11 protein-coding genes are annotated in these 12,348 nt (G+C 70.3%); all 11 read right to left on the bottom strand.

The window, feature by feature from the left end:
* Positions 1 to 10: 10 nt before the first annotated feature.
* The 11 genes from nuoL to ACIGA3_RS25895 are packed head-to-tail and all read right to left on the bottom strand — an operon-like array spanning position 11 to position 12,345.
* On the bottom strand, positions 11 to 1,906 hold the full coding sequence (gene nuoL, locus ACIGA3_RS25945; RefSeq protein ID WP_399720092.1) for an NADH-quinone oxidoreductase subunit L: 1,896 nt from the start codon (positions 1,904 to 1,906) through the stop codon (positions 11 to 13).
* Positions 1,907 to 1,921: 15 nt separating this feature from the next.
* Entirely contained in the window at positions 1,922 to 2,221 is a 300-nt protein-coding gene (nuoK, locus tag ACIGA3_RS25940) for an NADH-quinone oxidoreductase subunit NuoK (RefSeq protein WP_030742982.1), read from the bottom strand.
* Entirely contained in the window at positions 2,218 to 3,075 is an 858-nt protein-coding gene (locus ACIGA3_RS25935; protein ID WP_399720090.1) for an NADH-quinone oxidoreductase subunit J, read from the bottom strand. Before ACIGA3_RS25935 ends, nuoK begins: the two co-directional genes overlap by 4 nt.
* Positions 3,072 to 3,674: an NADH-quinone oxidoreductase subunit NuoI gene (nuoI, locus tag ACIGA3_RS25930; protein ID WP_399720087.1), complete on the bottom strand. Its 603-nt coding sequence runs from the start codon at positions 3,672 to 3,674 to the stop codon at positions 3,072 to 3,074. Before nuoI ends, ACIGA3_RS25935 begins: the two co-directional genes overlap by 4 nt.
* Positions 3,667 to 5,028 (bottom strand): NADH-quinone oxidoreductase subunit NuoH, encoded by a 1,362-nt coding sequence (gene nuoH / locus ACIGA3_RS25925; protein ID WP_399720085.1) that lies wholly within the window; start codon positions 5,026 to 5,028, stop codon positions 3,667 to 3,669. Before nuoH ends, nuoI begins: the two co-directional genes overlap by 8 nt.
* Positions 5,025 to 7,529, bottom strand: coding sequence for an NADH-quinone oxidoreductase subunit G (locus ACIGA3_RS25920; protein ID WP_399720082.1), 2,505 nt, complete (start codon positions 7,527 to 7,529; stop codon positions 5,025 to 5,027). The genes nuoH and ACIGA3_RS25920 overlap by 4 nt, the downstream gene beginning before the upstream one ends.
* On the bottom strand, positions 7,526 to 8,872 hold the full coding sequence (nuoF, locus tag ACIGA3_RS25915; protein ID WP_399720080.1) for an NADH-quinone oxidoreductase subunit NuoF: 1,347 nt from the start codon (positions 8,870 to 8,872) through the stop codon (positions 7,526 to 7,528). Before nuoF ends, ACIGA3_RS25920 begins: the two co-directional genes overlap by 4 nt.
* Entirely contained in the window at positions 8,872 to 9,735 is an 864-nt protein-coding gene (gene nuoE / locus ACIGA3_RS25910; RefSeq protein WP_399720077.1) for an NADH-quinone oxidoreductase subunit NuoE, read from the bottom strand. Before nuoE ends, nuoF begins: the two co-directional genes overlap by 1 nt.
* Entirely contained in the window at positions 9,732 to 11,054 is a 1,323-nt protein-coding gene (locus ACIGA3_RS25905; protein WP_399720075.1) for an NADH-quinone oxidoreductase subunit D, read from the bottom strand. The genes nuoE and ACIGA3_RS25905 overlap by 4 nt, the downstream gene beginning before the upstream one ends.
* Positions 11,051 to 11,794: an NADH-quinone oxidoreductase subunit C gene (locus ACIGA3_RS25900; RefSeq protein ID WP_399720073.1), complete on the bottom strand. Its 744-nt coding sequence runs from the start codon at positions 11,792 to 11,794 to the stop codon at positions 11,051 to 11,053. The genes ACIGA3_RS25905 and ACIGA3_RS25900 overlap by 4 nt, the downstream gene beginning before the upstream one ends.
* Positions 11,791 to 12,345 (bottom strand): NADH-quinone oxidoreductase subunit B family protein, encoded by a 555-nt coding sequence (locus tag ACIGA3_RS25895; protein ID WP_164191787.1) that lies wholly within the window; start codon positions 12,343 to 12,345, stop codon positions 11,791 to 11,793. Before ACIGA3_RS25895 ends, ACIGA3_RS25900 begins: the two co-directional genes overlap by 4 nt.
* Positions 12,346 to 12,348 lie beyond the last annotated feature (3 nt).

The following is a 12,348-nucleotide window of genomic DNA, read 5'->3' as shown; positions in this document are numbered from 1 at the left end:
GCCATCGGTATCAGACCGCCCTCATCAGCAGGGTCGCGGCGACCAGGAGGGCCGCGCCGCCGAACATCGAGACCGCGTAGGAGCGGGCGAAGCCGTTCTGGACACGGCGCAGCCGCCCGGACAGGCCGCCGAAACCGGCCGCCGAGCCGTTGACGACACCGTCGACCAGGGTGTGGTCGACGTAGACCAGCGACCGCGTCAGGTGCTCGCCGCCGCGCACCAGCACGACATGGTTGAAGTCGTCCTGGTACAGATCGCGCCGGGCGGCGCGGGTGAGCACGGAGCCGCGCGGGGCGACGGCGGGGACCGGCTTGCGGCCGTACTGCGCCCAGGCCAGGCCCACGCCGACGACCAGGCAGACCATGGTCGCGCCGGTGACGGTGGCCGCGCTGAGCGGCGAGTCGCCCTCGGCGTGACCGGTGACGGGCTCCAGCCAGTGCAGGAAGCGGTCGCCCAGGTTGAAGAAGAAGCCTCCGGCGACCGAGCCGACTGCCAGCACGATCATCGGGATCGTCATGGTCCGCGGGGACTCGTGCGGGTGCGGTTCGCGGCCCTCGGCATCGGGCTGCCAGCGCTTCTCGCCGAAGAACGTCATCAGCATCACGCGGGTCATGTAGAACGCGGTGATCGCCGCGCCCAGCAGGGCCACCCCGCCGAGAATCCAGCCCTCGGTGCCGCCCTTGGCGAACGCCGCCTCGATGATCTTGTCCTTGGAGAAGAAGCCGGACAGACCGGGGAAGCCGATGATGGCCAGGTAGCCGAGGCCGAAGGTGATGAAGGTGATCGGCATGTACTTCCGCAGGCCGCCGTACTTGCGCATGTCGACCTCGTCGTTCATGCCGTGCATCACCGAGCCGGCGCCGAGGAACAGCCCGGCCTTGAAGAAGCCGTGGGTGACCAGGTGCATGATCGCGAAGACATAGCCGATCGGGCCGAGGCCCGCCGCGAGGACCATGTAGCCGATCTGCGACATGGTCGAACCGGCCAGCGCCTTCTTGATGTCGTCCTTGGCGCAACCGACGATCGCACCGAACAGCAGCGTGACCCCGCCGACGACGGTGACGACGAGCTGCGCGTCCGGGGCACCGTTGAAGATCGCGGCGGAACGGACGATGAGGTAGACGCCCGCCGTGACCATGGTGGCCGCGTGGATCAGGGCCGAGACCGGGGTCGGGCCCTCCATCGCGTCACCGAGCCAGGACTGCAGCGGCACCTGGGCGGACTTGCCGCACGCGGCGAGCAGCAGCATCAGGCCGATCGCGGTGAGCCGGCCCTCGGACGCCCGGCCCGCGTTCTCCAGCACCGGCCCGAAGGCGAAGGTGCCGAAGGTGGTGAACATCAGCATGATGGCGATGGACAGGCCCACGTCGCCGACCCGGTTGACCAGGAACGCCTTCTTCGCGGCGGTCGCGGCGCTGGGCTTGTGCTGCCAGAAGCCGATCAGCAGGTACGAGGCGAGGCCCACGCCCTCCCAGCCGACGTACAGCAGCAGGTAGTTGTCGGCGAGGACCAGCAGGAGCATCGCCGCGAGGAACAGGTTGAGGTAGCCGAAGAAGCGGCGGCGCCGCTCGTCGTGCTCCATGTACCCGATGGAGTAGAGGTGGATCAGCGAGCCGACACCCGTGATCAGCAGGACGAACGTCATCGACAGCTGGTCGAGCCGCAGGGTGACGTCGGCCTGGAAGTCGCCGACCGAGATCCAGCTCCACAGGTGCTGGGTCCAGGTGCGGTGTTCGGCGTCCTTGCCGAGCAGCCCGGCGAAGAGGACCAGGCCGATCACGAAGGAGGCGGTCGACAGCAGGGTGCCGACCCAGTGGCCGACGGCGTCCAGGCGCCGGCCGCCGAGCAGGAGCACGACGGCTCCGAGCAGGGGCGCCGCGATGAGCAGCGCGATCAGGTTCTCCACGATTCTTCCGACCCCTTACAGCTTCATCAGGCTGGCGTCGTCGACCGAGGCCGAGTGGCGGGTGCGGAACAGCGACACGATGATCGCCAGGCCCACCACGACCTCCGCGGCGGCGACGACCATCGTGAAGAAGGCGATGATCTGGCCGTCGAGGTTGCCGTGCATCCGGGAGAAGGTGACGAAGGCGAGGTTGCAGGCGTTGAGCATCAGCTCCACGCACATGAACACCACGATCGCGTTCCGCCGGATCAGCACGCCGGTGGCGCCGATGGTGAACAACAGGGCCGCGAGATAGAGGTAGTTGACGGGGTTCACTGGGCCGCGTCCTCCGTCCGCTTGAAGTTCGCCGGTTCGTTCTCCGTGCGCTCCAGGCGTTCCTCGGCGCGCTGTTCCAGCGCCTTGAGGTCGCCCAGGGCCTGTGCGGAGACGTCCCGGATCTGGCCGCGTTCGCGCAGCGTCCGGCTGACGCTCAGCTCTGCGGGGGTGCCGTCGGGCAGCAGGCCCGCGATGTCCACCGCGTTGTGCCGGGCGTAGACGCCGGGGGCGGGCAGCGGGGGTACGTGCTTGTTCTCGCGGACCCGCTCGGCGGCCAGCTCGCGCTGGGTCTTGGCCCGCTCCGTGCGCTCGCGGTGGGTGAGCACCATGGCGCCGATCGCGGCGGTGATCAGCAGGGCGCCGGTCAGCTCGAAGGCGAAGACGTACTTGGTGAAGATGAGGGTCGCCAGACCCTCCACGTTGCCGCCCGCGTTGGCCTGGCCGGTGCCGTTGAACTGGGTCAGGGAGGCGTTGGCGATGCCGCCCACCAGCAGGACACCGAACCCGAGCCCGCACAGCAGGGCCAGCCAGCGCTGGCCCCTGATGGTCTCCTTCAGCGAGTCCGCGGCGGTCACGCCGACGAGCATCACCACGAAGAGGAAGAGCATCATGATCGCGCCGGTGTAGACGACGATCTGCACGACCCCCAGGAAATAGGCGCCGTTGGCGAGGTAGAACACCGCCAGGATGATCATGGTCCCGGCGAGACAGAGCGCGCTGTGCACGGCCCGCCGCATCAGGACGGTGCACAGGGCGCCGATCACCGCGACGCTGCCGAGAATCCAGAACTGGACCGCCTCACCGGTGGAGGTGCCCGCGGAGAGAGTGGCCGCGGCGGCCAGCTGCGCGCTCATGCCTCCACCCCCTCGTCCTCGGGCTTCTCGCCCTTGGAGATGGCCACTTGGCGGACCGTGCCCGGAGCGGCCTCGGTCACCAGGCCCCGGTAGTAGTCCTGTTCGTCGGTGCCGGGGAAGATCGAGTGAGGGGCGTCGACCATGCCCTCGTCCAGACCGGCGAGCAACTGCTCCTTGGTGTAGATGAGGTTGGCCCGGCTGGAGTCGGCCAGCTCGAACTCGTTGGTCATCGTCAGCGCGCGGGTGGGGCACGCCTCGATGCACAGGCCGCACAGGATGCAGCGGGCGTAGTTGATCTGGTAGACGCGGCCGTACCGCTCGCCCGGCGAGTAGCGTTCCTCGTCGGTGTTGTCGGCGCCCTCGACATAGATGGCGTCGGCGGGGCAGGCCCAGGCGCACAGCTCGCAGCCCACGCACTTCTCCAGGCCGTCCGGATGGCGGTTGAGCTGGTGCCGTCCGTGGAAGCGGGGAGCGGTGGTCTTCTTCTGCTCCGGGTACTGCTCGGTCAGCCGCTTCTTGAACATGGCCTTGAAGGTCACGGCGAAGCCGGCCACGGGATTCTGGAAACCGGGTGCGGTCTCCTTGGGCTCCTCAGCCATCGGACGCCTCCTTTCCATCCGAAGTTTCGTCACTGACAGTGTCCACTCCGCCACTGACAATCAGCTCCCGCTCCTGGCGCGACCGGCGCCGGGGCACCGGGGGCAGCTGCTGTCCGGGCAGTGGCGGTACGGGGAAACCGCCCGCCAGCGGATCGAATCCGGGCTCCGGGGCCGGTGCCTCGTCGCCCTTGGCCCTGTCGCGGAACATGTCGGCGACGAAGGAGATCAGCAGCAGGGCGAGCACACCACCGCCGACGTAGAGCGCGATGTCGGCGAACTCGTAGTTCTCGTTGCGCAGCACCCGCACGGTCGCCACCAGCATCAGCCAGACCACCGAGACCGGGATGAGCACCTTCCAGCCGAGCTTCATCAGCTGGTCGTAGCGGACGCGGGGCAGGGTGCCGCGCAGCCAGATGAAGAAGAACAGCAGCAGCTGGACCTTGATGACGAACCAGAGCATCGGCCACCAGCCGTGGTTGGCGCCCTCCCAGAAGGTGCTGATCGGCCAGGGGGCCCGCCAGCCGCCGAGGAAGAGGGTGGCCGTCACCGCCGACACCGTCACCATGTTCATGTACTCGGCGAGCATGAACAGCGCGAACTTGATCGACGAGTACTCGGTGTTGAAGCCGCCGACCAGGTCGCCCTCGGACTCCGGCATGTCGAAGGGGGCGCGGTTGGTCTCGCCCACCATCGTGATGACGTAGAGGATGAAGGAGACCGGCAGCAGCAGGATGTACCAGCGGTCGTGCTGCTGTTCCACGATGGTGGAGGTCGACATCGACCCCGAGTAGAGGAACACCGAGGCGAATGCGGCGCCCATGGCGATCTCGTACGAGATCATCTGCGCGCAACTGCGCAGACCGCCCAGCAGCGGGTACGTCGAGCCGGAGCTCCAGCCCGCCAGCACGATGCCGTAGATGCCGACCGAGGCGACCGCCAGGATGTACAGCATGGCGATCGGCAGGTCGGTGAGCTGCATCGTGGTGCGGTGGCCGAAGATCGAGATCTCGTTGTCGGCGGGGCCGAAGGGGATCACCGCGATCGCCATGCAGGCCGGGATGGCCGCGATGATCGGCGCGAGGACGTAGATCACCTTGTCCGCGCGTTTGACGACGACGTCCTCCTTGAGCATCAGCTTCACGCCGTCGGCGAGCGACTGGAGCATGCCCCAGGGGCCGTGCCGGTTGGGTCCGACGCGCAGCTGCATCCAGGCGACGACCTTGCGCTCCCAGACGATGGAGAACAGCACCGTCAGCATCAGGAACGCGAAGCAGAACACCGCCTTGACGACGACGAGCCACCAGGGGTCGCGGCCGAACAGCGAGAGGTCTTCAGCGGCGAGGAACGGGCTCATCCTCGAACCTCCTTGGGGGCCTCGTCGGCATGCACCGCCGGGCCGATACGGACGAGGGAGCCGGGCCGGGCCCCGGTGTCGGAGGCGACGCCCCGGCCCACCGAGTCCAGCGGGAGCCAGACCACCCGGTCGGGCATCTCGGTGACCTGAAGCGGGAGTTCGGTCGTCCCGGCGGGGCCGGTGACGGCGAGCGCGTCGCCGTCCTTGACGCCCGCCTCGGCGGCCGTCGCCGCGGACACGCGCGCGTGGGCGGCGTGCCGGGTGCCGGCCAGCGCCTCGTCGCCCTGCTGGAGGACGCCGAGGTCGAGCAGGAGCCGGTGCCCGGCGAGCACGGCCTCCCCGGCGGCCGGGCGGGGCAGCACGGCCCCGCTGTGCAGCGGGTCGGCGGCAGTGGCTCCGGTCCAGGCGCCGAGCCGGTCGATCTCCGCGCGGATGGTGCGCAGGTCCGGCAGGCCCAAGTGGACGTCCAAGGCATCTGCCAGCATCTGGAGAACGCGGGCGTCGGCCGGGGCGAGGCGGCGGGTCATCTGGTCGGGCTTGAGCGCGGCCTCGAAGAAGCGGACCCGGCCCTCCCAGTTGAGGAAGGTGCCCGCCTTCTCGACCACCGCCGCGACCGGCAGCACCACGTCGGCGCGCTCGGTGACCTCGCTGGGCCGCAGCTCCAGCGAGACCAGGAAGCCGACGCTGTCGAGCGCCTCACGCGCGCGTGCCGGGTCGGGCAGGTCGGCGACCTCCACCCCGGCGACGAGGAGCGCGGACAGCTCGCCGGTGGCGGCGGCCTCCACGATCTGCTGGGTGTCGCGCCCGTAACGGGCGGGGAGTTCGGCCAGCCCCCAGACGGCGGCGACCTCCTCCCGCGCGCGCGGGTCGGTGGCCGGGCGGCCGCCCGGCAGCAGCGAGGGCAGCGCGCCCGCCTCGACGGCACCGCGCTCCCCCGCCCGCCGGGGAATCCACACCAGCCGGGCGCCGGTCGCGGCGGCCACGCGCGCGGCGGCCGTCAGGCCGCCCTCGACCCCCGCGAGCCGCTCGCCGACCACGATCACCGCGCCCTCGGCGCGCAGCGCCTCGGCCGCCTCGGTGCCGGCGTCCTCCAGGCCGACCCCGCCGGCCAGCGCGTCCAGCCACTCGGGCTCGGTGCCGGGCGCGGCGGGCAGCAGGGTGCCGCCCGCCTTCGTCAGGCCCCGGGTGGCGTGCGTGGCCAGGGCGTACACCTTCTGGCCGTGCTTGCGCCACGCCTTGCGCAGCCGCAGGAAGACGCCGGGCGCCTCCTCCTCGGCCTCGAACCCGACCAGCAGCACGGCGGGCGCCTGCTCCAGCACGGTGTACGTGACCCCGGTGCCGTCGAGGTCGCGGCCCCGGCCGGCCACCCGGGCGGCCAGGAAGTCGGCCTCCTCGCCGCTGTGCACGCGGGCGCGGAAGTCGATGTCGTTGGTGTCGAGCGCCACCCGCGCGAACTTGCTGTACGCGTAGGCGTCCTCGACGGTCAGCCGGCCCCCGGTGAGCACCCCGGCACGGGACCGGGCGGCACTGAGGCCCCGCGCGGCCGCGTCCAGCGCCTCCGGCCAGGAGGCCGGCTCCAGCACGCCCTCGGCGTTGCGGACCAGCGGGGTGTCGAGCCGGTCGCGGAGCTGGGCGTAGCGGAACGCGAAGCGGCCCTTGTCGCAGACCCAGTCCTCGTTGACCTCGGGGTCGTTGGCGGCGAGCCGCCGCATGACCTTGCCGCGCCGGTGGTCGGTGCGCGTCGCGCAGCCGCCCGAGCAGTGCTCGCACACCGACGGCGAGGAGATCAGGTCGAAGGGGCGCGAGCGGAACCGGTAGGCGGCCGAGGTGAGCGCGCCGACCGGGCAGATCTGGATGGTGTTGCCGGAGAAGTACGACTCGAACGGGTCGCCCTCGCCGGTGCCGACCTGCTGGAGCGCGCCCCGCTCGATCAGCTCGATCATCGGGTCGCCCGCGACCTGGTTGGAGAACCGGGTGCAGCGGGCGCACAGCACGCACCGCTCGCGGTCGAGCAGCACCTGGGTGGAGATCGGCAGCGGCTTGGCGTAGGTGCGCTTGCGTCCCTCGAAGCGGGACTCGGCGTTGCCGTGCGACATGGCCTGGTTCTGGAGCGGGCACTCGCCGCCCTTGTCGCAGACCGGGCAGTCCAGCGGGTGGTTGATGAGCAGCAGCTCCATCACCCCGTGCTGCGCCTTCTCGGCGACCGGCGAGGTGAGCTGGGTCTTCACCACCATGCCGTCGGTGCAGGTGATGGTGCAGGACGCCATCGGCTTGCGCTGGCCCTCCACCTCCACGATGCACTGGCGGCAGGCGCCGGCCGGGTCCAGCAGGGGGTGGTCGCAGAAGCGCGGGATCTCGATGCCGAGCTGCTCGGCGGCCCGGATGACCAGGGTGCCCTTGGGCACGCTGAGTTCGATGCCGTCGATCGTCAGCGTGACGAGGTCCTCCGGCGGGACCGCCGCCTGCCCCCCTCCTGAGGGGGCATTTGTGGTCACGGTCATGCGTTCACCTCCGGGCGGTCCGCCCAGGCCGTCGACTTGGCCGGGTCGAAGGGGCAGCCCCGGCCCGTGATGTGCTGCTCGTACTCCTCGCGGAAGTACTTCAGCGAGGAGAAGATCGGCGAGGCCGCGCCGTCGCCCAGGGCGCAGAAGGACTTGCCGTTGATGTTGTCGGCGATGTCGTTCAGCTTGTCGAGGTCGGACATCGCCCCCTTGCCCGCCTCGATGTCGCGCAGCAACTGCACCAGCCAGTACGTCCCTTCGCGGCAGGGCGTGCACTTGCCGCAGGACTCGTGGGCGTAGAACTCGGTCCAGCGGGTGACCGCCCGCACCACGCAGGTGGTCTCGTCGAAGCACTGGAGCGCCTTGGTGCCGAGCATGGAACCGGCGGCGCCGACGCCCTCGTAGTCGAGGGGGACGTCGAGGTGTTCGTCGGTGAACATCGGGGTGGAGGAGCCGCCCGGTGTCCAGAACTTCAGCCGGTGGCCGGGGCGCATGCCGCCGCTCATGTCGAGCAGCTGGCGCAGGGTGATGCCGAGCGGCGCCTCGAACTGGCCGGGGCTCGCCACGTGCCCGCTGAGCGAATAGAGCGTGAAGCCGGGCGACTTCTCGCTGCCCATCGAGCGGAACCAGTCCTTGCCCTGGTGCATGATCGCGGGAACCGAGGCGATCGACTCGACGTTGTTCACGACCGTGGGGCAGGCGTACAGGCCCTCGACGGCCGGGAAGGGGGGACGCAGTCGCGGCTGGCCGCGGCGCCCCTCCAGCGAGTCGAGCAGCGCGGTCTCCTCGCCGCAGATGTACGCGCCCGCGCCCGCGTGCACGGTGAGTTCGAGGTCGAGTCCGCTGCCGAGGACGTCCTCGCCGAGGAACCCGGCCGCGTACGCCTCGCGCACCGCCTCGTGCAGCCTGCGCAGTACGGGGACGACCTCGCCGCGCAGATAGATGAAGGCGTGCGAGGAGCGGATCGCGTAGCAGGCGATCACGATGCCCTCGATGAGGCTGTGCGGGTTGGCGTAGAGGAGCGGGATGTCCTTGCAGGTGCCGGGCTCGGACTCGTCGGCGTTGACGACCAGGTAGTGCGGCTTGCCGTCGCCCTGCGGGATGAACTGCCACTTCATGCCGGTCGGGAAGCCGGCGCCGCCGCGGCCGCGCAGTCCGGATTCCTTGACGTAGGCGATCAGGTCGTCCGGGGACATGGCGAGCGCCTTGCGCAGGCCCTCGTAGCCGTCGTGCCTGCGGTAGACGTCCAGCGACCAGGACCGGTCCTCGTCCCAGAAGGCCGAGAGCACGGGGGCGAGCAGCTTCTCGGGGCTGGTGTCCTTGACGTCGGGTACCACGGTCATCACTCCCCCTCCTCTGCGGTCGGGCCGGCCGGATGGTCCGGGTCGGAGGCGGAGGTCTCCAGCGGGGCGTCGTGGGAGCTGAGCTGCTCGGCCGGCGAGGGGTCGTGCACCGCGCCCTCCTCGTGTGGGCCGCCGTCGCGCGGGTGGACCACGCGCGCGGGGTGCGCCTCGCCCTTGGCCAGGCGGAGTCCCACCAGGGAGGCGTGGCCCGCGCTGCCGCCCTCTTCGACGGCGCCGGGGCGCTCGTCGGGGAAGCCGGCCAGGATGCGGGCGGTCTCCTTGAAGGTGCACAGCCGGGCGCCGCGCGTGGGCTCCACGGGCTCTCCGGCGCGCAGGTCGTCGACGAGGCGGGTGGCGCTGGCCGGGGTCTGGTTGTCGAAGAACTCCCAGTTGACCATCACGACGGGCGCGAAGTCGCAGGCCGCGTTGCACTCGATGTGCTCCAGGGTGACCAGGCCGTCGCCGGTGGTCTCGCCGTTGCCGACGCCCAGGTGCTCCTGGAGGGTCTCGAAGATGGCGTCGCCGCCCATGACCGCGCACAGGGTGTTGGTGCAGACACCCACCTGGTAGTCGCCGGAGGGGCGGCGCCGGTACATCGAGTAGAAGGTGGCGACCGCGGTGACCTCGGCGGTGGTCAGCTCCAGCACGTCGGCGCAGAACTTCATGCCGGTGCGGGTGACGTAGCCGTCCTCGGACTGCACGAGGTGCAGCAGCGGCAGCAGGGCGGAGCGGGAGTCGGGGTAGCGCGCGATCACCTCGCGCGCGTCCGCCTCCAGCCGGGCCCGGACGTCGTCCGGGTAGGCGGGCGGGGGCAGTTCCGGCATGCCCAGGCCGACGCCCCGCTCGGAAGAAGAGGTGGTCACCGGTCGACGCCTCCCATCACGGGGTCGATGGACGCCACGGCCACGATGACGTCGGCGACCTGGCCGCCCTCGCACATCGCCGCCATGGCCTGGAGATTGGTGAAGGACGGGTCGCGGAAGTGGACCCGGTAGGGGCGGGTGCCGCCGTCGGAGACGGCGTGCACGCCGAGTTCGCCCTTGGGCGACTCCACGGCCGCGTACGCCTGGCCCGGCGGGACCCGGAAGCCCTCGGTGACCAGCTTGAAGTGGTGGATCAGGGCCTCCATGGAGGTGCCCATGATCTTCTTGATGTGGTCCAGGGAGTTGCCGAGCCCGTCCGGGCCGAGCGCGAGCTGCGCGGGCCAGGCGATCTTCTTGTCGGCGACCATGACCGGGCCCGGCTGGAGCCGGTCCAGGCACTGCTCGATGATCCTGAGCGACTGGCGCATCTCCTCAAGCCGGATCAGGAAGCGGCCGTAGGCGTCGCAGGTCTCGGCGGTGGGCACGTCGAAGTCGTAGGTCTCGTAGCCGCAGTACGGCTGGGCCTTGCGCAGGTCGTGCGGGAGGCCGGTGGAGCGCAGGATCGGGCCGGTGGCGCCGAGCGCCATGCAGCCGGCCAGGTCGAGGTGGCCGATGTCCTGCATACGGGCCTTGAAGATGGGGTTCCCGGTGGCGAGCTTGTCGTACTCCGGGAGGTTCTTCTTCATCTTCTTGACGAACTCGCGGATCTGGTCGACCGCGCCGGGCGGCAGGTCCTGGGCGAGTCCGCCGGGGCGGATGTACGCGTGGTTCATCCGGAGGCCGGTGATCAGCTCGTAGATGTCGAGGATCATCTCCCGGTCACGGAAGCCGTAGATCATGATCGTGGTGGCGCCCAGCTCCATGCCGCCGGTGGCCACGCACACCAGGTGGGAGGACATCCGGTTCAGCTCCATCAGGAGCACCCGGATGATGTCGGTGCGGTCGGTGATCTGGTCCTCGATGCCGAGGAGCTTCTCGACGGCGAGGCAGTAGGCGGTCTCGTTGAAGAAGGACGTCAGGTAATCCATGCGCGTGACGAAGGTGGTGCCCTGCGTCCACGTGCGGTACTCGAGGTTCTTCTCGATGCCGGTGTGCAGATAGCCGATGCCGCAGCGGGCCTCGGTGACCGTCTCGCCCTCGATCTCCAGGATCAGGCGGAGCACTCCGTGGGTGGACGGGTGCTGGGGACCCATGTTGACGACGATGCGCTCGTCGTCCGCCCTGGCCGCGGACTGGACGACCTCGTCCCAGTCGCCACCGGTGACCGTGTAGACGGTGCCCTCGGTGGTCTCGCGGGAGGCTGCTGACTGCGTGCTCACGAGTACGACCTCCGCTGGTCCGGAGCCGGGATCTGGGCGCCCTTGTACTCGACGGCGATGCCGCCGAGGGGGTAGTCCTTGCGCTGCGGGTGGCCCTGCCAGTCGTCCGGCATCATGATCCGGGTGAGGGCCGGGTGGCCGTCGAAGACGAGCCCGAAGAAGTCGTACGTCTCGCGCTCGTGCCAGTCGTTGGTCGGGTAGACCGCGACCAGGGACGGGATGCGCGGGTCGGCGTCGGGGGCGCTGACCTCCAGCCGGATCAGCCTGTTGTGGGTGATCGAGCGCAGGTGGTAGACGGCGTGCAGCTCGCGGCCCTTGTCGCCGGGGTAGTGCACCCCGCTGACGCCGGTGCACAGCTCGAAGCGGAGCGCCGGGTCGTCGCGCAGGGTACGGGCGACGCGGACCAGGTGCTCGCGCTCGATGTGGAAGGTCAGTTCGTCGCGGTCGACGACGGTCCGCTCGATGGCGTTCTCCGGGAGCAGGCCCTGCTCCTCCAGCGCGCCCTCCAGCTCGTCGGCGACCTCGTCGAACCAGCCGCCGTAGGGCCGGTTCGCCGGGCCGGGGAGGCGGATCGAGCGGACCAGGCCGTCGTAGCCGGAGGTGTCGCCGCCGTTGTCGGCGCCGAACATGCCGCGCTGGACGCGGATCTCCTCGCCGCCCTGGCCGCGCTGGCCGGGGAGGTTGGAGGCCGAGAGGTCCTTCTCGGGGTTGACGCCGTTGGTGCCGTTCTCGTCGCTCACCGCAGCAGCCCCTTCATCTCGATCGTGGGCAGGGCCTTGAGCGCGGCTTCCTCCGCCTCGCGGGCGGCTTCCTCGGCGTTGACGCCGAGCTTCGTGCCCTGGATCTTCTGGTGGAGCTTGAGGATCGCGTCCAGCAGCATCTCGGGGCGGGGCGGGCAGCCGGGGAGATAGATGTCGACCGGGACGATGTGGTCGACGCCCTGGACGATCGCGTAGTTGTTGAACATGCCGCCCGAGGACGCGCAGACGCCCATGGAGATGACCCACTTCGGGTTGGGCATCTGGTCGTAGACCTGCCGCAGCACCGGCGCCATCTTCTGGCTGACCCGGCCCGCGACGATCATCAGGTCGGCCTGGCGCGGTGAGCCGCGGAAGACCTCCATGCCGAAGCGGGCGAGGTCGTAGCGTCCGGCGCCGGTGGTCATCATCTCGATGGCACAGCAGGCGAGTCCGAAGGTGGCCGGGAAGACGGACGCCTTGCGCACCCAGCCCGCGGCCTGCTCGACGGTGGTCAGCAGAAAGCCGCTCGGCAGCTTTTCTTCGAGTCCCATGAC

Origin of the sequence: Streptomyces sp. NPDC085596, from assembly GCF_044541565.1 — a bacterium.
Lineage (GTDB): Bacteria > Actinomycetota > Actinomycetes > Streptomycetales > Streptomycetaceae > Streptomyces.
Note: the sequence above shows the minus strand (reverse complement) of the source record. Positions and strands in the feature narration are given on the sequence as shown.

Excerpts from the sequence above, each read along its gene's own strand:
- nuoI (WP_399720087.1), bottom strand. The coding sequence starts at position 3,674 with ATGGCTGAGGAGCCCAAGGAGACCGCACCCGGTTTCCAGAATCCCGTG.
- ACIGA3_RS25895 (WP_164191787.1), bottom strand. The coding sequence starts at position 12,345 with ATGGGACTCGAAGAAAAGCTGCCGAGCGGCTTTCTGCTGACCACCGTC.
- ACIGA3_RS25935 (WP_399720090.1), bottom strand. The coding sequence starts at position 3,075 with ATGAGCGCGCAGCTGGCCGCCGCGGCCACTCTCTCCGCGGGCACCTCC.
- ACIGA3_RS25920 (WP_399720082.1), bottom strand. The coding sequence starts at position 7,529 with ATGACCGTGACCACAAATGCCCCCTCAGGAGGGGGGCAGGCGGCGGTC.
- nuoH (WP_399720085.1), bottom strand. The coding sequence starts at position 5,028 with ATGAGCCCGTTCCTCGCCGCTGAAGACCTCTCGCTGTTCGGCCGCGAC.
- nuoF (WP_399720080.1), bottom strand. The coding sequence starts at position 8,872 with ATGACCGTGGTACCCGACGTCAAGGACACCAGCCCCGAGAAGCTGCTC.